13 protein-coding genes are annotated in these 24,949 nt (G+C 63.0%); 9 read left to right on the top strand and 4 right to left on the bottom strand.

All coding sequences use genetic code 11. The features are described from left to right. Nucleotides 1–203 precede the first annotated feature (203 nt). Nucleotides 204–380 (top strand): hypothetical protein, encoded by a 177-nt coding sequence (locus tag AC3WOY_RS24480; RefSeq protein ID WP_492428565.1) that lies wholly within the window; start codon nucleotides 204–206, stop codon nucleotides 378–380. Here the strand turns inward: AC3WOY_RS24480 and AC3WOY_RS24475 are convergent. Beyond that, the gene (locus tag AC3WOY_RS24475; protein WP_492428564.1) at nucleotides 377–550 is read right to left on the bottom strand and encodes a hypothetical protein; all 174 of its coding nucleotides are present in this window, start codon (nucleotides 548–550) and stop codon (nucleotides 377–379) included. The genes AC3WOY_RS24480 and AC3WOY_RS24475 overlap by 4 nt on opposite strands. 299 nt (nucleotides 551–849) lie before the next feature. On the opposite strand from AC3WOY_RS24475, the gene AC3WOY_RS24470 reads away from it, so the two are divergent. Beyond that, nucleotides 850–2,778, top strand: a complete 1,929-nt coding sequence (locus tag AC3WOY_RS24470; protein ID WP_492428563.1) for an AAA family ATPase — start codon at nucleotides 850–852, stop codon at nucleotides 2,776–2,778. 242 nt (nucleotides 2,779–3,020) lie between these two features. After that, a complete protein-coding gene (locus tag AC3WOY_RS24465; RefSeq protein WP_492428562.1) occupies nucleotides 3,021–3,398 on the top strand; it encodes a hypothetical protein in 378 nt (125 codons plus the stop codon). Between the two features lie 45 nt (nucleotides 3,399–3,443). Here the strand turns inward: AC3WOY_RS24465 and mnmH are convergent, their stop codons facing one another. From mnmH to nosP, 3 genes are read right to left on the bottom strand one after another with little or no spacing between them, the layout of a single operon-like run. Then, nucleotides 3,444–4,493, bottom strand: a complete 1,050-nt coding sequence (gene mnmH / locus AC3WOY_RS24460; RefSeq protein ID WP_492428560.1) for a tRNA 2-selenouridine(34) synthase MnmH — start codon at nucleotides 4,491–4,493, stop codon at nucleotides 3,444–3,446. A 28-nt stretch (nucleotides 4,494–4,521) separates the two neighbouring features. Beyond that, nucleotides 4,522–7,446: an EAL domain-containing protein gene (locus tag AC3WOY_RS24455; protein WP_492428558.1), complete on the bottom strand. Its 2,925-nt coding sequence runs from the start codon at nucleotides 7,444–7,446 to the stop codon at nucleotides 4,522–4,524. Beyond that, entirely contained in the window at nucleotides 7,439–8,596 is a 1,158-nt protein-coding gene (nosP, locus tag AC3WOY_RS24450; RefSeq protein WP_492428556.1) for a nitric oxide-sensing protein NosP, read from the bottom strand. The genes AC3WOY_RS24455 and nosP overlap by 8 nt, the downstream gene beginning before the upstream one ends. Before the next feature lie 159 nt (nucleotides 8,597–8,755). On the opposite strand from nosP, the gene selD reads away from it, so the two are divergent. The 6 genes from selD to AC3WOY_RS24420 all read left to right on the top strand — a co-directional run bounded on the left by selD (nucleotide 8,756) and on the right by AC3WOY_RS24420 (nucleotide 24,923). After that, a complete protein-coding gene (selD, locus tag AC3WOY_RS24445) occupies nucleotides 8,756–9,814 on the top strand; it encodes a selenide, water dikinase SelD (RefSeq protein WP_492428554.1) in 1,059 nt (352 codons plus the stop codon). Between the two features lie 446 nt (nucleotides 9,815–10,260). Next, a complete protein-coding gene (locus AC3WOY_RS24440; protein WP_492428552.1) occupies nucleotides 10,261–11,883 on the top strand; it encodes a TolC family protein in 1,623 nt (540 codons plus the stop codon). Nucleotides 11,884–11,886: 3 nt separating this feature from the next. After that, nucleotides 11,887–12,702: an efflux RND transporter periplasmic adaptor subunit gene (locus AC3WOY_RS24435; protein WP_492428550.1), complete on the top strand. Its 816-nt coding sequence runs from the start codon at nucleotides 11,887–11,889 to the stop codon at nucleotides 12,700–12,702. A 32-nt stretch (nucleotides 12,703–12,734) separates the two neighbouring features. Further along, nucleotides 12,735–21,419: a cadherin-like domain-containing protein gene (locus AC3WOY_RS24430; RefSeq protein WP_492428548.1), complete on the top strand. Its 8,685-nt coding sequence runs from the start codon at nucleotides 12,735–12,737 to the stop codon at nucleotides 21,417–21,419. Nucleotides 21,420–21,432: 13 nt separating this feature from the next. After that, a complete protein-coding gene (locus AC3WOY_RS24425; RefSeq protein WP_492428547.1) occupies nucleotides 21,433–22,803 on the top strand; it encodes an efflux RND transporter periplasmic adaptor subunit in 1,371 nt (456 codons plus the stop codon). A gap of 2 nt (nucleotides 22,804–22,805) precedes the next feature. Continuing rightward, nucleotides 22,806–24,923 (top strand): secretion protein HylD, encoded by a 2,118-nt coding sequence (locus AC3WOY_RS24420; protein ID WP_492428545.1) that lies wholly within the window; start codon nucleotides 22,806–22,808, stop codon nucleotides 24,921–24,923. Nucleotides 24,924–24,949 lie beyond the last annotated feature (26 nt).

Below are 24,949 nucleotides of genomic sequence, written 5' to 3'. Positions count from 1 at the left end.
ACGGTGAACGGCATCCCGTATAGCGGCCCCATCGGCTGCTGTACGGCGAAATGACAATGAAAGGGAACTGGAGGCCATGTGGCCAATATGTTACCACTTTGATACGTTCCAAAAATGGTGCACTGCAGCGGAACTAAGGAAGTCTCGCCGCGTCACAGAAGGGATTGCCTGAAAGAATTTCTTCTCCAACCAAGGCGGTAAACATGAAAAACCATCACAACGAACTGAGACGCGAAGAGATACTGGAGCTTGCCCATCAGGCCAAGCTGATGATTCTCGACGGGGATGTCTGCTACCTGAACGACATGGCGACGGACAAGGAGCTGATGAACTTTGCACGGATGATCGAAGCACGCTTCGCCGAGCACAAGCAAACCTAGAAGCCGGAGTCGCCTCCGGGAACCGGCACAAGGAGCGTCGTTCCCTGTCCGCTTCGCGTGCCGTCTGTAATCTCGTCGATTTCATTGAGCTCGATGAGCGCAACGATGAACACGCCGACGACAAGCGCCACCGTAAGGATCGCCAATGCCAATATTATTGTTGTCACCATCGCCCCTGTCTCCTGAGACGCGCTGTCCGATTAGATTCATTTAAGCACCTCATCCGCCGCCGGGCTTGCGCATGATCAATATCCGGTTGCGCATCGACATTGTTTCCTTCGGGGACCGTCCCGGATAGTGCGCTGCGGCACTATCCTCTCCATAGAAAAAATCTCTGGCTTTTTCTTTTGTGCGCGGCAACCAAAACCCGCGTGCCCTGTCCTATTGGCTTCTGACCAGAAACGTTGCGCGACACTGGACGATGCATCCGGGACACGCGCTCTCAGTGACCCTTCAAGAGGACGAACGAATGTCAAGATGTTCCAAGGTGTATCAAGCCTTCAACCATGCCTACGTCGGTGCGGTACTGATGGTGCTGCTGGCTTTTGCCAGCGTGGCCGCCGTCGTATTCAAGCCGCTGGCGCTGCGCGACGCCAACCCGATCGTGCATTCCCAGGATATTTCAGAAATCACCCGGCTGGCCACGAACCCGGCTCGCCTCGAATACCTGCTGGTGGCACAGCCGCTGTCGGACTTTCCCCGCTATGTTTTCAAGTACAAGGACGCTGCGCAGATCAACGTCGTCAAGGTGCCGAGCACGTCGCACAGCAACCTCGAACGCGAGGTGCTGCTGAAGAACGGCATTCCATACGCGATCGCCAACACCGAGTACCTGCAAGCAAACAAGGAAATTCTCGAAGACAAGGAAGCCAAGGCCAGCGCCGCGAGCGAAATCGGCGGCTTTCTTGCGCGCAACGCCATTGGCATCGCGTTGCTGGCCTTCCTGTTCTTCAGCCTGCGCAAGGGCTTGCCTGGGATGGGCCTGGGCGGCGGTGCATCCGTCGTCAAGCCGGAAAACCTCAAGGGCAGCATGGACGACCTGATCGGGATGGAAGACATCAAGCAGGAAGTCGCGCATCTGGAGGAAATGATTCGCAACCGCGACCTGTACCGTTCGCACAACATCGACAAGCCGTTCAACGTCATGCTGACCGGCCCGGCCGGCACCGGCAAGACCAAGCTCGCCGGCTACCTGGCCAAGAAGCTGGATATTCCGCTCATCCAGGCATCCGGCTCCGGCCTGGAATCCGGCCTCGTCGGCGGCGGTTCGAAGGCGCTCAACGCCATCTACAAGAAAGCTTGCTCGATGGAACGCTGCATCATCTTCCTGGATGAAGCACAGAGCCTCTTCATGCCGCGCGGCCGCGGCGACAAGAAGTGGGACGACGACACCGCGAACACCCTGCTCTCCCTGCTCGACGGTATCAAGAGCGACAAAGGCTCCGGCGTGATCTGGGTCGTGGCCTCCAACTTCAACGACGCCACCACCCAGATGGACGAAGCGATGCTGCGCCGTTTTGCGGTGAAGATCAATTTCCGCCTGCCGAACAAGGCGGAACGCCGCGAACTGCTGAACGTCTTCCTGGCGAAGAAAGATCCGGAATGTGTCGACTGGGCGAACCTGAACCTCGACTATGCCGCCGAGATCACCGCCAACCTCAGCCCCGCGCTGCTGGAAACCGTGGTCGACCGCGCCAGCATGATCGCGATCCAGGAAAAAATCCTGATCACGACCGATGTCATGTTCCGCGCCTTCGAACGCTCGATGATCGGCCTGACCGACCGTGCCACGACTGCCGACCTGGACAAGAAGCGAGAGCGCGTCGCCCTGCACGAACTCGGCCACTTCTTCATGCAGATCGATCCGTACCTGCGCGAAGGCCTGAGCTGGGATGAGGTGAAAGCCAAGTCGCCGCTGCTCAAGATCAGCACCGAGTCGGTGTCCAAGGTCGGCGCGCTGGGCTATGTGCTGTCGTCCTCGGAGGATGTCTCCCTGCAAACGCTGGAGGAAATGGAACAGGACGTGATCCAGCTCTACGGCGGCGTCGCGGCGGAGGAGTTGTTTTACGGCGCGCGCGGCATCTCGACCGGCAGCCAGAACGACATCCAGAAGATCACCGTCAAGCTGGACCTGATGGTGAACCAGTTGTCGATGTACTCCCGTTCCAAGGTGGACTACACCCAGTTCAAGCGCGAAGGCGCGAGCGAAGATGCCATGCGCCAGGTCGAATCCAAGGCGGACGAGCTGTACACCCGCACCCTGGAATCGATGAAAGCCTACAAGGATGTCATGTGGTCGCTGAAGGACACGCTGCTCGAGCGCTATGTACTGTCCAAGGATGAAGTCTTCGAACTGCTGTCCGAGATGACGATCCCGCAGCAATCCAAGGCTGCCTGACCTTTCCCGCTTACCCGCATCTGGCCCCGGTGATCCGGGGTCTTTTTTTTGTCCATTCCCGAATCCGGGAAACAACCTGTCCCGCAATCGGGACTTTTGGGCCGAAAAATGCGGGAAAACCGTCTGTTTGCCCCGCCATCCCGTCAGACAGTTGCTGCTGGCGCGAAAGATGCTTCATCAAAAAACATTTCCGACAGCGACACGCATCCTGTCGCTTCTTCACCTACAAAAGGACAACATCGATGAAAGCCATCTCCGCCCTGTTTGCACTGGCCGCACTGGCCGCCGCAGTTTCCGTAGAGGCTGCGCCTGCCGGGCATCCCTCCCCGTCCATGTCCGCCGACATGCTGAAGGCGCCCAAGAACACGCCGGATGCAGACCTGCCGCTCAAGGGCAAGGTACTGAGCACGCTGGAAGCAAGCGAATACACCTATATCGAAGTCGCGCAGGGCAAGGAAAAACTGTGGCTGGCCGCGCCGAAGGTGGCGGTGAAGAAGGATGCCGTGGTGCGTTTCGAGGATGGCGCCGTGATGACCAACTTCCGCAGCAAGCTGCTCGACCGCACCTTCCCGAGCGTGATGTTCGTGAATCGCGTGGTGGTCACCAACGAAAAGCCCTGATCGTCGTTTCCTCCCCTTCCGGGCGGCATTGCGCCGCCCTTTTTTTTACGCCGCCTGCACGTCCACTGCGACGTCGAAGCGGGCGCGCAACTCCTGCGCCACCGGAATCAATCCCTCCAGCGAGAGGTCATCGAGCTGGATCTTGGGCGACTTGTCGATTTCCGGATAATTTCGCAGGATAGACCGGCGATAGGTCGGGTCATAGTGGTTGCGCATCAGGCGTTCGAACAGCGCCGGCACTTCCCGACGCTCAGCCAGGTCCTCCCAGGCGGAAAATTCTTCGCCGCCGATCAGCGGGCGCAGAAAAGCCAGGCGATCGATGAGCGATTTGGGATCCAGCTCGAAGTGCGCGTAATCCTCCCGCAATAGCTGCACACGCTGCGGCATGGTGGCGTCGACGGCGATCGTCTGGCCGCTGCGCATGGCGCCCAGGAGAGCGTCCGGCAACTGCACCTGCCCGATCTTCTTGCTTTCGGACTCCACCCATACCGGCCTGGCCGGGTCGAATTGCTTGAGCTGCCTCAGCAGCATGCTGTCGAACATCTTCTGCGTCGGCTGCTTCTTTCCCGGAACGGCGCCGATGATAGAACCGCGGTGCGTCGCGATTCCTTCAAGGTCCAGCACCTGCGCGCCCGCCTTGTGCAACGCGCCGAGCAGGCGCGTCTTGCCGCAGCCGGTCGGGCCGGACACGACGATGCACCGGAATCCGGACGGGAAGACGGCCATCTCTTCATTCACCCAGCGCCGGTAGGCTTTCCAGCCGCCCTTGAGCTTTTCGACGCGATACCCGATGGTGTCGAGCACGTCGAACCAGACCTTGCTGCGCTTGCCGCCCCGGAAGCAATACACCAGGATGCGGCTTTTGCCCGGATATTTCGAAATGCACTGCTCGATGTGGCGGGCAATGTTCATCAGGGAATAGCGCGCACCCAGCTGGTAAGCGGCCAGGGGATCGGTCCGGTGCAGGATGCCGACCTCGGCGAATTCCGCATTGTCGACGACAGGCAGGTTGATGGCGCCGGGAATATGGTCTTCGTCATATTCGCGCGGGCTGCGGGCGTCGATGATCAGGTCGTAGGAATCGAAATTTTGCATCCCGCCATTGTACCTGCAGGGGCGCCCGCTACAGCGTGCCGGAGTCGGAAACGGAGGGCGGAACAAAGGCTTCCCGGAGTGCGGTGTACAAACCGAATGCTTCGCGGACATTCTCGATGAGCAACTGGTCGACCCATGGCTTGACGAGAATCTTGTAGATCGCGCCCTTGTTGATCGCATTGACGACCGTGGCGATTTCCGCTTCGCCGGTGAGCAGGATGCGGATGGGATCGGGATGCAGGCTCTTGGCCCGGGCGAGAAACTCGATCCCGCTGTCGCCGGAGATATCCAGGTCCGCGAGGATGACGCCGACGCTGTTCCTCGCCAGCAGCTCGAATGCCTCGTCCACGCGCGTTGCGCACAGCACATGGAGCCCCTCCTTGTGCAGCAGGCGCTTGAGTGCTGCGCCGACACGGGCGTCATCGTCCACCACCAGCAGGGTATGGTCGCCAAGCGGCAAGTGCGAATACAGCGGTATCCGCCTGTCCGACTTCAGCAGCGCGGTCATCTCCTCCGCAGGGAAAGGAGGGCTGAACAGGAAACCCTGAATCTCGCCGCATCCCTGCTGCCGCAGGTATCCAAGCTGCGCTTCCGTCTCGACCCCTTCCGCAATCGCGCCCAGGCCCAGCTTTTGCGACAGCGCAAGGATACTGCGCACGATGTCGGAGCCTCCGCTGTCGGATGTCATGTCGTGGACGAACGAGCGATCGATCTTCACGCGGTCCACCGGGAAGCGGCGCAAGTAGGACAAGGATGAATAGCCGGTGCCGAAGTCGTCCAGCGAGAGGCTCACCCCCATGCGCTTGAGTTCATTCATCGCATGGATGACCCGCTCCGAACCTTCAAGGATAAGGCTCTCGGTGATCTCCAGCTCCAGCCACTCCGCTCCCAGGCCCGACTCTTCCAGTGCTTCGGCCACTGTCCGCACGATATCGTCGCCGGCGAACTGCCGCGCCGACAGGTTGACCGCCAGCCTGATCGGCGGCAGTCCCATCTTCTGCCACTCCGCAGCCTGCGTGCAAGAAGCGCGCAAGACCCATTTCCCGGCTTCGGCCATCAGGCCGATTTCCTCGAGGATCGGGATGAACTGGGCGGGCGGAATCAACTCTCCCGAGCCACGCTTCCAGCGAACCAGCGCTTCGACGCCCACGATGGCGCCGGAACGCAGGCTGACCTGCGGCTGGTAGTGCAGTACGAATTCTTCGCGCGAAACCGCCTGGCGCAACTGGTTGGAAGCGATCAGCCGCTGCTGGGCGGCGATATTGAGCGCGGGCGTAAAGAACTGGTAATTGGCGCGTCCCTTTGACTTGGCATCGTACATCGCCGCATCGGCTGCGCGCATCAAGGCTTCGACATCGTGGCCGTCGAGGGGATACAGGCTGATGCCGATGCTGCTGCCGATCTGTAGCGCGTGGCCATCGACCGTGAAATCTTCCGCCAGCGCGGCCTGGATCTTTTGCGCCACTGCGGCTGCGTCGCGGTTGCGGCTGACCTCGGCCAGGCAAATGACGAACTCATCCCCGCCGAGACGGGCGATGCTGTCGCCGTCGCGCAGGCAAGTCTGCATGCGCGTGCCGATCGCCTGCAGCAACCGGTCGCCGATATGATGCCCCAGCGAATCGTTGATATGCTTGAAGTGATCGAGGTCGATGAAGAGGACGGCAACCAGCGTGTGGTAACGCGCGGCGCGCGCGATAGCCTGCTTCAACCTGTCTTCAAGCAATAGCCGGTTCGGCAGGCCGGTCAGCACATCATGGTGGGCCAGGTGCCGGATGTACGCTTCATCCTGCTTGCGCTCGATCGCGATGCCGGCAATGCGCACGGCCAGTTCGATGAGATTGAGTTCCGGCGTCTCCGGTATCCGCGCCTGGCGGTAATACACGGTAAACGCGCCGATCACCTTCCCCGAACCAGATACGATCGGGTGCGACCAGCACGCCCGCAAGCCGTTGGCGACAGCCAGTTCGCGCATGCCCGCGCAGAGCGGATTGGACAGGATATCCGTCACGATCACCGGTTCGCGCCGGAACATGGCAGCGCCGCTGCAGCCGGAGTCGGGCCCCATGTGACTGCCAGCAATGGCCTGGGCGTACGACGGCGGCAAGCTCGGCGCGATGCAGGCGCGCGCGCTGCTCCCCTCTTCATCGAGCAGCACAATGGCTGTCAGCATGCCCTCGTGCTGCGCCTCGACGCATCGCTGCAATGCACCCAGCGAGTCCTCCAGCGGAGTGTCGACGGCGATCATTTCAAGTACCCGGTTCTGTCCTTCCCGCAATGCATCTGCGCGCTGGCGCTCCGTGATATCGCGTGCAATGCCGGTAAAGTAGCGCCGGCCGTTCTGCACGAACTCGCCGAACGAGAACTCCAGCGGTACGATCCGGCCATCCTTGTGCACGCCGGGAATCTGCACCCCCAGCCATGTCAGTTTGCGCACGCCGGTAGTCAGGTAGCGATGCACCCCTTGACGGTGGGCCTCCCGCCGGTCCTCCGGCATCAGCATGCCGACATCCTGCCCGATCACCTCGGACGGCGCGTAACCGAGGATCGTCTCGATGGATGAATTGACGAAGACGACCGTATTCCCTTCATCCACCGTGATGAAGATATCCCGTGCCGCTTCGGTCGCCGTCCGGTAGCGTTGCTCGCTCTGGTACAGCGCATCCTGCGCCTGCTGCCGCTGGCGAAATTCCTTCTCCATCTGCGCGGTCGCATTCTGCAGCGCGCGGTTGATCTTTTCATTCTCGCGCAATGCCGCCTCGAGGTCCTCGGTGCGCCGGCGGACCTGGTCTTCGAGCATGATCGCGGTCTGGAACAGGCTGAAGTCGGATCCGCGCGCACTGGTGCTGCGCTCTGCCCTGTTCATCAGCGCCTCCACCATTTTCCTGAGCCGCACGATTTCGTCGCGCAGGGCCTGCACTTCGCCGGAACCCGGGACAGGCACAGAATCAGTCATCGCCGGTCTTTCGCTGATTGCCGATGGCGATGCCGGTAAAGGTCTGGTTCACATGCACGCCGGCATACTGCTCGCCGTATGTATTGAAACCGACGGTGTTGTACTCGCGCAGCACCTCGGCGACACGGTCTTTCAGTCCGTACTGCACGATCTCGAGCTGGCGGAGGATGCAGTCGCAGCCGAATACGACCTGCGGTCGCCCGATCTCGGCCTCGATCCGCTGGAATGTATGCACCAGGTTGTCGACCAGGTCCACGCCACGCGCCACACGCAGCACCAGCCCTTCCTCGATGGCGCAATAAAAGGTCAGGCTGCCGTCCGGATTGGCTTTCTGGATCGACCGGACATAATCCATGCCGTCGATCAGCACCACCACCGGCGATGCCGCAAAGCGCATCGGGTCGAGGTCGTTGACGTCCACACCCACCAGGCGCGCGTACTCCTGCGCAGCGGGCAAGCCATTGATTTCACGCACGATCCTGTTTTCCGCATCGGCCTCGGTCACCACCATTCTTTCGTCGGTGGAAACGAAATGCTGCGTCTTGAAGATCCTGAAAGGCAGCGTGGTCGTGACCAGGATCAGCACGGCGCTGTCGTCATGGAAGCGTCCGTCGTGGAAAACCCGTGTCGAGGAAAACTTCAAGTCATCGCCTGCCGAACCGCCGAACATCGGGATGCGCCCGAGGGCATTCTGCAGGGAGCGCGTGACAGGTTCTTCGCGCACGGACATGCCGTCGATCAGGAGGAAGGCAAAGCTGTTATGCGGGTCGGCGCCGGGAGCCATGGTTTCGAGGCGCTGCAGCAGGGATTGCGCGAAGACCTGCCCGCGCGCCATCTCGAATTGCCGCAGGCCGTCGAGGTGGCCGGTCACGGCGGTGCAGGTTCCCGCCGTGAAGCTGGCGCCGGCAAGGCTTTGTCCGCGATAGCCGGCGGGACCGATCTCGCCCGCGGTCGTGCAGCCGACCACCGGTATGCCGGCAAACAGCTGCCGCATCTCGTCCGCAACGACATCGAGGTCGTATTCGATCGAACAAAAGAACACCGCCAGCACCATGTCAGCCTGCGCGACTCCCGCATGGAACTCGCGAACGGCTTCACGGGAATCCGATGCACAGGAATGCGACGTGCGTATCTCTTGCGCCATGCTCATGGTGGCCTCCGTCCGCCCGGCCTGCTGCATTTGTAACCGGGGGTCTCTTGACTATAGTCAATAAAATTACGGAACGTCAATATGACGGCAAACGCTTTCCGGAGTATTCTTGGCGCCTTCCCGGCCCTCGTCCTGCCACAGCCTTTTATCCAGAAAACAATGAACAATCCTGTCGACAACAGCATCCGTCTGACTTCCTTTTCCCATGGCGGCGGCTGCGGCTGCAAGATCGCACCCGGCGTCCTGGCGGATATCCTGAAGCGCTCCAGCGGCTTCCCCGTTCCCAAGGAATTACTTGTCGGCATTGAAACTTCGGACGACGCCGCCGTGTACAAGCTTAACGACGAGCAGGCGCTGATTGCCACGACCGATTTTTTCATGCCGATCGTGGATGATCCGTACGACTTCGGGCGGATTGCGGCGACGAACGCGATTTCGGATGTTTATGCCATGGGTGGCACGCCCATCATGGCCCTGGCCCTGGTCGCCATGCCGATCAACCAGCTCCCGGTCGACGTGATCGGGAAAATCATCCAGGGTGGCGAGGCGGTATGCGCGGATGCCGGCATCCCGATCGCGGGCGGCCATACCATCGACTCGGTCGAGCCGATCTACGGCCTGGTGGTGATGGGGCTGGTGCATCCGGACAAGGTCAAGCGCAATGCGGACGCGCGGCCCGGCGACAAGCTGGTGCTCGGCAAGCCGCTCGGGGTCGGCGTGCTGTCGGCCGCGCTCAAGAAGAACGCGCTCGACGCCGGCGGTTACACGGCGATGATCGAAAACACGACGAAACTCAACAAGCCGGGCAAGGCGCTCTCGGCGATGCCGGGTGTCCATGCATTGACCGACGTGACGGGCTTTGGCTTGCTTGGACATTCCCTGGAGCTGGCGCGTGGCGCCGGCGTCACGGTAGCGCTGGAAATGAAGAAGGTGCCGATCCTGCCGCAAGTCCTGGAGCTTGCCGAACGCGGTTTCGTCACCGGCGCCTCCGCGCGCAACTGGGCCGGATACGGGCAGGACGTTGTTCTTTCCGAAGGAGTCAGCCCCGTCCAGCAAGCACTCCTCACCGATCCGCAGACTTCCGGCGGTTTGCTCGTGTCCTGCGATGAAGCGTCCGTGGACAAAGTGCTGGCGCTGTTCCGCAATGAAGGCTTTGCCCATGCCGCCGTAATCGGCCAAGTTATCGAAGGGCCGGCGCGCGTCAGCGTCAGTGCCTGATCCCCTCCATTGATCACTTTGGGGAATTGCGCTTCCAGCAATTCCTCTTCTCTCCTCTTTTCCTCCTCCCTCCCCCTCGCCTCGCCGGACCAAGGTCCGACTACAGCGTTTGTCCTACGCGCCATTACCTCTTCCATAACAAGTTTTTCCACACAGAAATTTATTGTTGCAGGGATGCTGTTTTTGCCGTGATTTCTTTCATGAATTCATCATTCTGCAAATCAATATTTCCTGCAGGACAGTACAATTGATATAAATCAACTGTTTGAAATTTTTGTGTTTACAGAAAGCAACAAACCTACAGTTTTGCCGCCGTCTGCTGGCATCGCCCAAACACAACGCCTTCCCCTGGATCCTTATTCACTTCCATCATGACCGTTTCGTCCTGCGCCGCCCCCCGAGCTGACTCCAGACCGTTTCCCCGCCTGCGTACCTGCAGTGCCGCAGTGGCCGCCGCCCTTGTGCTGGGTGCCTGCGGCACCGTCCAGGTCCAGCCGCTCGGCAAGCCCGAAATTGCGGAACAGGCCGCCCTCGACCGCGAAACCGCCCGCGCCGGCGTGCAGCCGATCACGGGCGAGCTTTCCATGGACGAGGCGATTGCACGCGCGCTGAAGTACAACCTCGACCGCCGTACCAAAATGATGGAAGAGGCGCTGGCGTTCAACCAACTCGACAGCACCAATTGGGACATGTTGCCCAAACTGACGGCCAACGCCGGCTACTCCACCCGCGACAAGGATCTCATCACGCGCAGCATCGATTCGGTGACGGGCCTGCCCTCGCTTGCCAATCCCTACATTTCGTCCGAACGTTCGCACGTTTCCTACGACCTCGGACTGACCTGGAACATCCTCGACTTCGGACTGAGCTATATCTCGGCGAAACAGCAGGCCGACCGCGTGCTGATCGCCTCCGAACGCCGCCGCAAGGCCATGCATGCGCTGATCCAGGATGTGCGCTTCGCTTTCTGGCGCACGGCGAGCGCGCAGCGCCTGAAGGAAGACGTGCGCAGCGCCATCGCGCTGGCCGAGGATGCCTTGAACGATGCGCGCAAGGCAGAGCATGAACGCCTGCGCAATCCCGTGGATGCGCTGCGCTACCAGCGCCAGCTGCTCGAAAACCTGCGCCTGCTTGAAAGCATCGAGCAGGAACTGTCCACCGGCCGCATCGAACTCGCCAACCTGATCAATGCGCCGCTCGGCCAGGACATCAAGGTGCAGGAACCGAGCGACAATATCGACGCTTCCCTGCTCGACGTTCCCGTCGAGCGCATGGAACAGCTCGCCGTGGAACAGAACGCCGAGCTGCGCGAACATTTCTACAGCGCGCGCATCGCCGTCGAGGAAACCCGGCGCACGATGCTGCGCCTGTTCCCCAACCTGTCGTTCCGCTACACCGCGCACTACGACACGGACCGCTTCATGATCAACAACAGCTGGAATGATGCAGGCCTCCAGCTCTCCTACAACCTGCTCAACCTGCTCAGCGCGCCGTCGCAGAAAGCGCTGGCCGACGCCGGCGTGCAGCTCGCCGACCAGCGCCGCGTCGCCGCACAGATGGCCGTGCTGACGCAGGTGCACCTGTCGCGCCTCGCCTATACGATCGCCTACCGCCAGTTCCTCCGCGCGGACGCGATCTGGCAGGCGGACGCAAAGATCTCCGCCCATATCCGCAACCGGGAATCGGCGGAAACGCAAAGCAAGCTGGAACAGGTCGCCAACGGCACCACGGCCATCCTGAGCCTGCTGCGCCGCTACCAGTCGCTGTCCCAGCTGCAAGGCGCGGGAAGCAAGCTGCAGGCGACGATCGGCCTGGAACCCGCCATCGGCAGCACGACCGACATGCCGCTCGACGAGCTGACGAAGAAGGTTTCCGAGGCGCTGCGCGACTGGAACAAGGAAGCGTTGAAGCCCGCCGCAAGCGCGCCTGCTCCGGTGGATACGCCTGCCCCTGCAAAGAAGCGTGCCGTGGCGGCTGCCCCTATCAAGCTCAAGCTCACACGCGCTCCGGCTGGCTGGCAACGCCATGCCGAACCAATCCTCGCTTTCACTCGTACAGAGGAGAATTAAGCGATGCAATACCGACGTTCGTTCTCCCGGATTGCGCTGGCACTGGCCCTTCATGGCGCGGCGTTTGCCGCCTGCGCGCAAGCCGTTCAGTCGGCAGCCCCTGCCCCGGTGAAGACGACAGCGCCCGCCCCCCGGCCTGCGCTGGAGAAGCAAGACATCCGCGCACAACTGTCCCCGCGGCGCTTCACCACCATCGCCGCCGAGATCGGCGCGAAGATCAGCCGCCTTCCTGTCATGGAAGGCGGCAGCTTCCGCGCCGGGCAGGTACTGGTATCGCTCGACTGCTCCCTGCAGCAGGCACAACACCAGAAGGCGCGGGCCGCGCTTTCCGCGGCAGAGCGCACCTTCGCGGCGAACAAGCGGCTCAACGAACTCAACTCCGTCGGCAAGGTGGAGCTGGACGTCTCCGAATCCGAAGTCGCCAAAGCGCGTGCCGAAGTGTCCCTGATGAACGTCTCCCTCGAGAAATGCCAGATCGCCGCGCCCTTCACCGGCCGCGTCGCCGAGCAGCGCGTGCGGGAGCAGCAGTACGTGCAGCCCGGGCAGGCGATGCTCGACATCCTCGACGACAGCGTGCTCGAACTGGAATTCATCGTGCCGTCGCACTGGCTCGCCTGGCTCAAGCCGGGGTACGGTTTCCAGGTGAGGATCGATGAAACCGGCAAGTCCTACCCCGCCAAGATCCTTCGCATCGGCGCGCGCGTGGACCCGGTCAGCCAGTCGGTGAAAACCGTGGCTGCGATCGACGGCAGCTACAAGGAACTGATGGCCGGCATGAGCGGCAAGGTGTCGATCGCACCGCCGTCGGTACAAAACTAGAGCGCAGCGCCCTTCCGCCAAGGAACCAGAACATGAAGACAACGAACAGGAATCGCAACCGGCTTGTCACGGCAAAGCCCCGCCCCCTTGCCCTGGAAGCGCGCATCATGTTTGACGGCGCCGGCGTTGATGCGGCGCTCGCGGCCCGGCAGGCCGCCGATGCCGTCGTGCGCGAAGCGCAACGCGCCGAACAGCCGTCCATCAAGCCAGCCGCGGAAACCCGTTCCCCCGCCGAACCTGCGGCCGCTCCGCGCGACATGCAGGCCGAAAAGGCACTATTCAACCTCCAGGCCCAGGAAGGCGCCGTCAAGGATGCGGCTGCAGACGCGGCGGAAGCCATCCGCAGCTACCTCGCCGACCATCCCGACGATGCCACGCTCTTCCAGCTCTTCAACGGCGGCCGGCAGGAAGCTTCCGGGGAATGGCTGGATGCGGCACGCGCCCTGCGCCTAGACATCCTCGATGGACACCATACCGTACAAGTGATCGAGATCAGCGGAAGCGAGATCGGTGGCGGTTTCGCGGCATTCGCAGCCAACGGCCCTGGCGACAAACCCGCCATCTTCATCAACCGTGACTGGCTTGCCACGCATCCCGCATCGGCCGCGATTACCCGTGTGTTCGTCGAAGAATTCGGCCATAGCATCGACGCCGCCCTGAACCGCGGCGCCGATACCCGCGGCGATGAAGGCGAAGCATTCGCCGCTGCCGTCCTGCACTTCGACCTGGGCGAAGGCGACCGCCTGCGCATCGCCGGCGAAGACGACCGCTCCACCATTTTTGTCGACGGCACAGCCTACGAGGTGGAGGAAGCCTCCTTCACCTTCGCCGGTGCGTACAAGGGCACGCCAAGTTCCTGGAGCCAGGAAGCCAACCAGATTGCGAACGTGACGACGGTCGCCGGTACCCGGTTCAAGTTCACTTCCGCCGATCCTTCCGCGCCCTATTTTTCCGGGAACAATGTCGCCGGCACGCTTTCGTATATGGACAACGCCGGCCAGGTCAAGACTGTCGACGGTGTCATCAGCCGGCTGTTCAAGACTAACGGCGTGGTGCAAGGCCTGTTCTTCTACGCCTGGGGCACCACGACCACGATCGGCGACGGCGGCGCAGGCGGCGACGCTACCGAGACAAGCTACCTGCTCGTCCTCGATGCGAGCAAGTTCAGCGCCGGCGGCACCTACCGCACCAGCTCCGACCCGGTGGACACCGCGCTCAACAAGCTGATCGTGCCGAACAGCGCGCCGGTGGCAACCAACGATACGGTATCCGTTGTCGAAGACGGATCGCTCAGCGGCAATGTCCTGAGCAACGACACGGACGTCAACTACGACACGCTCTCCGTCACCGGATTCAAGATCGGCGCGGCGACCGGGACGCTGGGGCAGGACCAGGCGATTTCCGGCGTCGGCACGATCCGCGTCAACAGCGACGGCAGCTACACCTTTACGCCGGCGGCGAACTACACCGGTCCTGTTCCGGTGATCACTTACACGGTGTCCGACGGCCAGGCGACGGCTTCGGGAAGGCTGACGATTTCGATCACGCCCGTCAATGACGCACCGTCCGGCGCGAACAAGACCGTCACCATCCTCGAAGACAATTCCTACACGTTTGCAGCGTCTGATTTCGGCTTTGCGGACACCACCGACAATCCCGCCAATTCCCTGCTGGCGGTCCGGATCGCCACCCTGCCCTCCGCAGGTACGCTGAAGCTGAACGGCGTCGCCGTCACCGCCGGCCAGGAGATTGCGGCGGCAGACATCACGAAGCTGGTCTACGCGCCGGCGGCAAACGCCAACGGGACGACATATGCCTCGTTCACCTTCCAGGTGCGCGACAACGGCGGCACCGCAAACAGCGGCGTCGATACCGACCCGTCGCCGAATACCATCACGTTCAACGTCTCCGCGCAGAACGATGCGCCGGCCGGTGTGGCCGACACGGCGACTGCAGTCGAAGCAGGCGGCACCAGCAACGGAACGGCGGGCACCAGTCCGGCGGGAAACGTGCTGTCCAATGACACCGACATTGACAGTGGCGACAGCAAGACTGTAGCGTCGGCATCGAGCGCATCCCAGGCCAGCACGCTTGTCGCGACAAACACGGTCATCAACGGCCTCTACGGCACATTGACCATCAGCTCCACCGGCGCGTACACCTATGCGGTGGACAACAGCAATGCGACGGTGCAGGCGCTCCGCCTCACGTCCAACACCCTCACCGAGACGTTCAACTACCAGGTAAAGGATGCCGCCGGTCTCCTGTCCTCGGCCGCGCTGACCGTGACTATCCAGGGGGCGAACGATGCGCCGGTTGCAAGCGGCGACTTCAATCTTGCCGTGCATTCCGCGTCCACGCCGTCCGCCCGCATCAACCCGAGCGGAAACGTATTGACCAACGATACGGACGTGGATGGCAGCGACAGCAAATCGGTCGTCCAGGCGAGCAAGGGACAGACGCTGTCGGCAACGCCGACGTCGGTTGGATCGGGCAGCGCCGTCGAAGGCGTAGAAGGCAGGACCTACCTGTCGTTCCAGACCCAGGGGGCGGGTAACCTGAAAGTGGGCGATTCGGTGAGCGGAACCGGCATCCCGGCCGGCACGACCGTTACCGGCATTGCGACGAATTCCGGCACGCGTACGGTCACGTTCTCCACGCAAGCGGCGCTGGACTGGGTGACCCTGGGCACTTCCACCATCACCATTGACGGAAACAGCTTCACGGTAGACGCGCTGGGAGCCGCCGACGCCAATGTGATTGCCGTGTCCTCCCTCACAGGAGGAACCATCACGTCCGGCATGAATGTCACCGGCACCGGAGTCCAGTCCGACACGACCGTATCGAATGTATCGACCGTCAGCGCCTATTCATTCGTCACTCTCAGCAAGAGTGTCAGCGGCGCGCTGGGAACCAATGTGCAGTTTGCATCCAACGGCACGTCGATCACCGGTGATTATGGGACGCTGGTGCTGAAGCAGGACGGCTCATATACCTACACCGTCACGGGCTCGCCCACCAGCACCGTTTACGACTACTTTACCTACAAGGTACAGGATGCCGCCGGCTTGGCATCGACTGCTGTCCTCAAGATCGAAATCAATGTCTCCAATTCGGCCCCGCCGACTGCAGCGGCCGATACCAATTCGATCACGGAAAACACCGCTTCAATTTCGTCGACAGCATCAACCAATGTGCTGAACAACGACTCGGGTTCGTCGAAAACAGTCACATACGCATGGGCGGCCAACGACGCGGCCATGACCACGGTGACATCCGGCGGAGTCGATCTTGCCGGCTTGTACGGGACAGTCAACATCAAGTCCGACGGCAGCTACACCTATACCCTGAACAACGGCAACAGCACGGTCAACACGCTGCGATCGGGACAGTCGCTCACCGAAGAGTTCCGCTACCGGATGACGAATTCTGGCGGCGGCGTTGCGCTCTCGACGCTCACCATCACGATCAACGGCGCCAACGATGCGCCAACAGGAACCAACGATACCGCTACGGCGATCGAGGCCGGCGGAATCGCCAACGCAAGTGCGGGCGTCAACCCGACCGGAAACGTCCTGTCCAACGACACGGACGTGGAAGGCGACAGCCTGACCGTGTCCGGCCTGACCGGCGGCGCGGTCGGTGCGGCGACCGCGGGAAATTTCGGCTCACTGACGCTGAACGCGGACGGCAGCTTTGCCTATACGCTCGACAACGGCAATCCGACTGTCGAAGCCCTCGCCTCCGGAGCCACGCTCACTGACACCTTCACCTATACCGTCAGTGACGGCAACGGCGGAACATCTACGGCCACGCTGACGATCACCATCAATGGCGCCAACGATGCGCCGGTGAATGCGCTGCCGGGCACATCGCCCACTGTCGCCGAGGGCAATTCCGTCACCGTGACCGGACTCTCCGTGTCCGATGCCGACGATACCAGCCTGAGCGTTCAGCTCACTGTGCTGAATGGCGCCCTGACCATCGACAACCTGAATGGAGCAACCGTATCCGCCGGCGCGAACGGATCGCTCACCCTGACCCTGAGCGGGACGAAGGCACAGTTGAACAGCGCGCTCGGCACGCTGCGATACCAGGGCGCAGCGGATTTCAGCGGCAGCGACACGTTGACGATGACGTCGACCGACGCTGCCGGCCTCTCCGATGTCGACACCATCGGCATCACTGTCACGCCCGACGACCGCGCATTGACTGTCACCGGAACGACGGTAAATGAAGCGTCGCCATACGCATTCTTCAGCGTCGTCGGTGTCGCCGGGCAAAAGCTTTCCCTGGCACTCTCCACGACCGGCACAGGCACGGGCCATGCAGGAAGCGGCATCGATTTTTCGCCGGGCATGGAATATTTCGACGGCACTTCCTGGAACACCTACACCGGCGGCCTGGTCGCCATCCCCGCAGGCGGCACTGCCATGCTGGTGCGCGTCGCCGTCCTGAACGACGGCACCTACGAAGGCGCGGAAACCTTCCGGCTCACGGCCTCGAACAAGAACGGCACGCCGTACTCTGGCAATTCCACGATCAAGGACGACGGCACCGGCAGCGTGTTCCTCGATACCAACAACGACGGCACGCCGAACGCTGCTGGAGACACCGGATACCCTGACTATCTCGACGACGATCGCTCGCTGTCGGTCGACAGCATCACGGTCAACGAAGCATCCCCATACGCCATCTTTACCGTTTCCGGCAGTGCGGGCCAGATCGTTGGCCTCACCCTTGCCGGAGGAACCGCGACCGTCGGCACCGACACGGGAACCGGCCTGTCTTACTATGACGGCGCGGCCTGGCAGGCTTACAACGGGACCTCCGTCACCATGACGGGATCCACCCTGCTGGTACGCGCGGCCATCGCCCAGGACACCAGCTACGAAGGCGCGGAGACATTCGGACTGGTGGTCACCAACCTCGGCGGTGGCGACGCCGCGCTCGGGATCGCGACCATCGTGGATGACGGAACCGGGACAAAACATACCGGCGCCGTGACGAACGGCTCGCCTGCAACCTCGACCAGCAGTCTTGACGATGACCGCAGCCTCACGGTCGGCGGCACGACCGTCAATGAAGCGTCGACGTACGCCATATTTACGGTGAACGGGAACACCGGCGAGCAGGTATCCCTCACCCTGGTCAACGACAGTGCGGGCGGAACGGTCGCCGGCAAGGCCAACGTCGATACGGCGCAGGTGCTGCAGTACTGGACCGGCACCCAATGGGAGAACTACGACAGCGCCTACCTCCCCGCGATCCAGTCGGGCGGCAAGCTGCTCGTGCGCGCGAACATTTCGGGCGAGCATGACCTGCCGTATGAAGGCGCGGAGACTTTCAGCCTCACGGCTACATTCGCCAGCGGCGACACCACGCGCAGCGCATCGGGCACGATGACCATCATCGACGACGGCAGCGGCACGCGTTATCCGGGCACAGTCACGACGGTCACCAATACGGCCAATAACGTCACCACCGTTGTCAGCAGCAGCCCGGATACGTCAACAGCCAGCCTCGACGACGACCGCGTGCTCACGGTAAGCAGCCCCGTTGTCAACGAAGCGTCGAACTACGTGGTCTTTACCGTCACCGGAACGCAAGGCCATACCGCCTCGCTGCAACTTATCGAACAGACCGGATCCGGCTACGCCAATATCGTCGAAGGCCAGACCCTGAAGGTATGGGACGGCGCCGGCTGGGTCGATTACAGCAACGGCATCACCTTCCCCGCGGGCGGCACGGTGCTGGTGCGCGCGGATATCGCGGCCGAACAGGACAATGTCTTCGAAGGCGCGGAAACCTTCCAGCTGAAAGCGACCAGCACTTCGGGCGGCACCTCCCTCAACGGATCGGGCACCGCAACGATCAAGGACGACGGCACCGGCGTCACTTATCCGGGAACCGTCACCAGCGGCAGTCCGGATACCTCTACCGCGAGCCTGGACGACGACCGTACGATCGCGGTCAGCAGCCCCTTGATCAACGAAGGATCGAACTACGCCATCGTTAGCGTCACCGGAGCCGCCGGTTACAGCGTATCCCTCCAGCTGATCGAAGGCAGCGGCAGCGGTTTTGCCGACATCGACCAGAACCAGACCCTGAAAGTCTGGTCCGGCACAGCATGGACAGACTACAGCGGCAGCGTGGCGATACCGGCCGGTGGCGTGCTGCTGGTACGCATCGACGTGTCGGCGGAGCAGGACACGCCATACGAAGGCGCGGAGACCTTCCAGGTCAAGGTGACTTACACGAGCGGCAATGGCGGCAATGCCGCCGGGACGGTATCCATCATCGACGACGGCACCGGCACCAAGCATGTCGGCACCGTCACCGGAACCACGCCCGATACGAACGTCTCCAGCCTCGATGACGACCGCGTGGGCGCGCCAACGGCGAGCGCCGATACCGCGACGGCATCGGAGGCCGGCGGCACGAACAACGGCACAGCCGGCACCGATCCCGGCGGCAATGTGAAGGGCAACGACAGCGGAACCGGCATCACCGTGGTCAAGGCACAGCCCGGGAACGCAATCGACGGCAATGCGGCCGCGGTTGCGGCCTCCAGCTCTTCGGCATCAGGCGGCACCTCCCTCAGCGGCGCCTACGGCACGCTCGTGATCGGCGCCGACGGCAGCTACACCTACACCGTCAACAACAGCAACACCGACGTGCAGGCGCTCAACACCGGCGGCTCGCTCACCGACACTTTCAGCTACCAGATCAAGGATTCCACCAACCAGACCTCGAACAGCAAGCTGACGGTCACCATCAACGGCGCGAACGATGCGCCGGTTGCTTCCGCCGTGACCGACAAGAGCGCAACGGTCGGCTCAGCCATGACGGCATTCACGGTCGGGGCATTCTCCGATGTCGACGACAGTTCGCTCACCTACAGTGCAACGCTTGCGGACGGCAATGCCCTTCCGGCATGGCTGGCCTTCGATGCCGGCACCCGCACCTTCAGCGGCACGCCATCCACCGGAGCCAACGGTACTTACAGCATCCGGGTCACCGGCAGCAACGGCGCATTGAGCGGCAGTACAACCTTCACGCTCACCGTGGTCAATCCCGGTTCGCCGGCACAAACCGTGGCCATTGCGTCGATGACGAAAGACACCGGATCGTCGCAGACGGACTTCGTGACGTCGGACGGCTCGGCGAACCGGACCGTGAGCGGCACGATCAGCGCCGCACTCGGCACGAACGAAGTCGTCCAGGTATCCTTTGACGGCGGCAACACCTGGAGCACAGCCACCACCACCGGAACCAACTGGACAATCGCCGATCCCAGCACTCACGGCAGCGACTGGGTCATCAAGGCGCGCGTGTTCAACACGGCTGCCAGCCTGGCCGGCGCGACTGCGCTGCAAAATGCGGTCCTCGACGCCACCGCGCCCAATGCCCCCACCGTCAACACCCTCGTCACCGCAAGCACGACACCGACGCTGACAGGCAACGCGACAACCGGCAACGGAGAGACGCTGGCAGTGACGGTAAACGGAGCGACCTATACCGTCGTTCCCGCAGGTGGAACATGGACGCTGAATCTTGCAACCGCACAACCCGCCTCCGGCACCCTGACGCCCCTCGCGCAGGGACAATCGTACGAAGTAACGGCAACGATCACCGATACCGCCGGCAACGCGTCTCCCGATACCACGGCCAATGAATTGACCATCACGGCCCCGGCGCCCACGCCGGCTCCTGCACCGACGCCTGCACCGACCCCGGTACCAACACCGGTGCCGACTCCGGTACCAACACCGGTGCCGACTCCGGTACCAACACCGGTGCCGACTCCGGTACCAACACCGGTGCCGACTCCGGTACCAACGCCGGTGCCGACGCCTGTTCCGACTCCGACACCTGTTCCAACTCCGGTTCCAACGCCGACACCTGTTCCGACGCCGGCGCCAGCACCTGTTCCAGTACCGGCGCCCGTACCGGTTCCTGCTCCGGCACCCGCCCCGGCGCCGACGCCGACCCCAGCCCCGGTTCCCGCGCCCGCACCGCCCGCCGTCGAGGTCGCACCACCCGTATTCACGCCGTCCCCCGTCGTCGATGCAAAACCCACGGATACCACCGCGCCGGCCGTCCCCGGAAGCACGGTTGGCAACGATTCGCTCAAGGTAGGCAACTCTCGTGGCGCAACTTCATCCGATACGCCCATCGAAATCCAGGTGCAGCGCCAGGGCGATCTGAGCGACGTATACACGCGTTCCGAGGGGTTCCGTACTGTCGTCGTGAAGGCAGAAGAACCGGCGCTTGTCGTTTTCCGCGGCGTGCCGGACCAGTACACGGAGAGCGGCGCGAGGATTTCCCTGACCGTGCCGGCAGATGCATTCGCCCATACCCAGCCCAAGGAGGTGGTGCGTCTCGCGGCCACCTTGCAGGATGGCCGTCCGTTGCCGGCATGGGTGCAATTCAATGCACAGACCGGCCAGTTCGCCGGCGAGGTGCCATCCGGCACGACCGGGGAACTGCGCATCAAGGTCATTGCGCGCGACATGCAAGGCCGTGAGGCGACATCGCTGTTCCGGGTCAACATCGGCGTCACCATAAAAGGCGGGGCGGACAAGGACAGCGACAAGGCCCCGGCCGGCAAGACGGGCCTGTCCGACCAGCTGCGCCAGCGCGGCACGACCAGCCAGAGGGATGGCCGACTGGCGTCACTCGCGCGTGCCGCCGCCCCCGTGCCGCGTACCTGAGAAGAGGAAGCAGATGGATGCTCCGGTACAGCCAGGCACGGGTGGAGTCACCCGCCTGCTTGACCTTGCCCACCAGGCGCGGCATGTCGAGGACAGCGTCGAACTCGATTTCATGGCCGTCAATTCGTCCCATGCGCTGGCGCCCTACCGGCAGTCCGCCCTCTGGTTCGCCGACCGCAACGTATGCGCACTGTCCGGCGTCGTGCAGATCGAAGCCAATGCACCCTACGTGCAATGGCTCGAACGCGTTTGCCGCGCACTGCACGCATCCGGCCCCGTCGATGCCGATTCCCTCGCCCCGGAAGTTGGCGATGAATGGCACGACTGGCTGCCCGCTTACGGCCTGTGGATACCCCTGACGTCGGCGTCTCGCGAAGCCAATGGCACGCATGGCGGCCTTCTCCTCGCACGCGACATTCCCTGGCTCGAAGATGAAATCGCCCTGCTGCTCGAATGGGGCGATGTCCTGCAGCATGCATACGAAGCAAAACGTCCGGCACATGCGTGGAGCCTGGCGTCCCTCAAGTCATCGGCAAGGGACATGTTTGCCGGGAAGGCGAATGCAGCGACGCCCTGGTGGAAGCGGCGCGCAACTGTCGTTGCCGCCCTGCTCCTGCTCGCACTCCTGTTCCCCGTTCGCCTGACGGTACTCGCTCCGGGCGAACTGGTGCCCGCCAGTCCGGCCGTCCTCCGCTCCCCGCTCGAAGGCGTGATCGCGCAATTCCATGTGAAGCCGAACGAGCACGTGAAAAAGGACCAGCCGCTCTTCGACTTCGACGAGGCGCAACTGGCAAGCCGCCGCGCCGTCGCCGAGCAGGCATTGGCCACGGCGGAAGCCGAATACCGCCAGGCGCTGCAACAGGCGCTGAACGACGGCAAGTCGAAGAACCAGCTGGCCAGCCTGCAGGGAAAGATCGAGGAACGCCGCGCCGAGACCGAATTCCTGCGCGGCCAGGTGGATCGCGCCCGCGTGGTATCGCCGCGCGACGGTATTGCACTGTTCGACGATCCGGGTGAATGGATAGGCCGCCCCGTGGCAACCGGCGAGCGCATCATGCGCATCGCGACGCCGGACGATATCGAAGTGGAAGCCTGGCTCGCGGTCGGCGATGCCATCCGCCTCGACGCCGGTTCCGACGCCGGGCTCTACCTCAGCGCCGCGCCGCTGTCGCCGGTCTCCGCGCGCATCCGCTACGTCGCCTATGAAGCCGTGCAGCGTCCGGACGGCAACTACGCCTATCGCGTGCGCGCGACGCTGGACGAAAAAACCGGCCACCGCGTGGGGCTGCGCGGAACGGCAAAACTGTCCGGCGGCCGCGTTCCCCTCGTGTACTGGGTGCTGAGGCGTCCGCTCGCTGCCATCCGCCAGTTCCTCGGATGGTAGCCATGGAAGCCGCTGCCCTGCCGCCGCTGCGCGAGGAGCTGTCCCTGCATCCCGGCCCCATCCTCGCCAATGGCGAACCGAGCCACATTCTCGAAGATCCGGTGCGCAACCAGTATTTCCGCATCGACTGGATGACCTTCGAGATCCTGCAACGCTGGTCGTTCGGCAATCCGGACGACATCGCGCTGTCAGTCCGGTCCGCCACCACGCTGCATCCCGATGCGGACGATGTCGAGGGCGTGCTGAAATTCCTCTCCGACAACCAGCTCCTGCGGCCCGATCCTCGGGCATCGGTGAAGCCCATGGCACGCCGGCACATCGCGGCGCGCGGATCATGGAGCAAGCAGTTATTGCATCACTACCTGTTCTTCCGCATTCCGCTGCTCAAGCCGGATCGCTGGCTCGCGCGCATTGCTCCTGCCTTCGACTGGATGTTTACGAAGACCTTCGCGCGCCTGACCCTGCTCGTGCTCGTGCTGGGCGGCGTACAGGTATTCCGCGAATGGGAGCGCTTCACCACAACGCTGGCCGACACCTTCACGCCTGCCGGCCTGCTGGCCTACGCGATTGCGCTGGCGGGCGTGAAGTGCGCGCATGAACTCGGCCATGCGCTGACCGCCAAACGATACGGATGCCAGGTGCCCTCCATGGGCCTGGCCTTCCTCGTGCTGTGGCCGGTGCCGTACACCGACACGAACGCGGTCTGGCGCCTGCGCGACAACCGCAAGCGCCTGCATGTCGCCGGCGCCGGGGTCGCCACCGAACTGGTCATTGCCGCCTGGTCCACGCTGGCCTGGACGCTCCTGCCGGACGGCCTGCTGCGCTCCATCGCTTTCCCGCTGGCGACGACCACGTGGATTGCGACGCTGGCCATCAACCTCAGCCCCTTCATGCGCTTCGACGGCTACTTCCTGCTTTCCGACTGGCTCGACATGCCGAACCTGCATGCACGTGCCTTCGACCTCGCGCGCTGGGACCTGCGCGAACGGCTGTTCGCACTCGGCGCGCCGCCGCCGGAGCATTTCCCGCGTCTGCGGCACGCAGGGCTGGTCCTCTTCGCATGGGGAACCTGGCTGTACCGGCTCTCGCTTTTCCTGGCCATCGCGCTGCTGGTGTATCACTTCTTCATCAAGGCCGTCGGCATCTTTCTCTTCGCGGTGGAAATCGTGTGGTTCATCCTTCGCCCGATTGCAAACGAAATCGCTACCTGGCGCTCCCTCTGGCCGCAACTCAGGCACAGCGCACGCGCGCGCCGCAGCGCCGTCATCCTTGCGATCCTGGCGCTGCTGTTCATCATCCCGTGGCCATCCCGCATCCAGGCCGGCGGCAGCCTCCACGCACGCCAGGTGTTCCCGGTTCATGCACCGGTCCATGCCCAGGTGATCGCCACGCCGCTGGCCGAAGGCAGCGACGTCAAGGCGGGGCAGGTCCTGATCGCGCTTGGCGCCATGGAAAACGACAAGCGCCGCCAGGCGCTTGAAGCACGCATTGAACGGTTGCGCTGGCAGGTGTCATCGGTGGCGGCCTTCGACTCGGAACAGCGCGCGCGCATGGCAACGGCCCGCGAGGAGCTGGAGACGGCGGAAGCGGAATGGCGCGAACTGCAGCAGGAGACATCGCGTTTCCAGCCCGTAGCCCCGTTCGATGGCCGGCTGCACGATATCGAGCCGGATCTCGCCCCCGGCGTGTGGGTTCGCAAGAATGAGCGCCTTGCACTTCTCGTCGGCAAGGATGGCAGCGAAGCGGAAACCTTCCTCGATGAGGAAAGCGTGCATCGTGTCGCCATCGGTGACGCCGCCCGCTTCTATCCGGACAGCCTCGACGGCCCCGCACGCAGGTTGGTCGTCACCGGTATCGACCAGGACGCAACCCGCGTGCTCCCGAGCGGTTGGTGGGCGGCACAGCACGGAGGCTCTGTCGTTGCGCGTGAACGGCAAGGCGCGTGGTACCCGGAACATGGCGTGTACCGCGTCAAGCTCGCCATTGCCCCGGATGAGGCCGGCGAGGCTGCGCATCAGGCACAGCGGGGTACAGTGGTCATCGCCGGAAAGTGGGAGGCACCGGGCGTGCGATTTGTCCGCAATTTCTTCTCGGTGCTCTGGCGGGAACTGGGATTCTGACCTCCGGAACGCTCCCGCCGGGAGCC

The organism is Noviherbaspirillum sp. FW303-A3 (assembly GCF_058788695.1).
The sequence above is the reverse complement of the archived record's forward strand: the minus strand, read 5'-3'. Positions and strand labels throughout refer to the sequence as shown.

Coding starts and splice junctions, on each gene's coding strand:
- AC3WOY_RS24425 (WP_492428547.1), top strand. CDS start 21,433: ATGGATGCTCCGGTACAGCCAGGCACGGGTGGAGTCACCCGCCTGCTT.
- AC3WOY_RS24470 (WP_492428563.1), top strand. CDS start 850: ATGTCAAGATGTTCCAAGGTGTATCAAGCCTTCAACCATGCCTACGTC.
- AC3WOY_RS24475 (WP_492428564.1), bottom strand. CDS start 550: ATGGTGACAACAATAATATTGGCATTGGCGATCCTTACGGTGGCGCTT.
- AC3WOY_RS24480 (WP_492428565.1), top strand. CDS start 204: ATGAAAAACCATCACAACGAACTGAGACGCGAAGAGATACTGGAGCTT.
- AC3WOY_RS24455 (WP_492428558.1), bottom strand. CDS start 7,446: ATGACTGATTCTGTGCCTGTCCCGGGTTCCGGCGAAGTGCAGGCCCTG.
- AC3WOY_RS24435 (WP_492428550.1), top strand. CDS start 11,887: ATGCAATACCGACGTTCGTTCTCCCGGATTGCGCTGGCACTGGCCCTT.
- AC3WOY_RS24420 (WP_492428545.1), top strand. CDS start 22,806: ATGGAAGCCGCTGCCCTGCCGCCGCTGCGCGAGGAGCTGTCCCTGCAT.
- AC3WOY_RS24465 (WP_492428562.1), top strand. CDS start 3,021: ATGAAAGCCATCTCCGCCCTGTTTGCACTGGCCGCACTGGCCGCCGCA.
- nosP (WP_492428556.1), bottom strand. CDS start 8,596: ATGAGCATGGCGCAAGAGATACGCACGTCGCATTCCTGTGCATCGGAT.
- mnmH (WP_492428560.1), bottom strand. CDS start 4,493: ATGCAAAATTTCGATTCCTACGACCTGATCATCGACGCCCGCAGCCCG.
- selD (WP_492428554.1), top strand. CDS start 8,756: ATGAACAATCCTGTCGACAACAGCATCCGTCTGACTTCCTTTTCCCAT.
- AC3WOY_RS24430 (WP_492428548.1), top strand. CDS start 12,735: ATGAAGACAACGAACAGGAATCGCAACCGGCTTGTCACGGCAAAGCCC.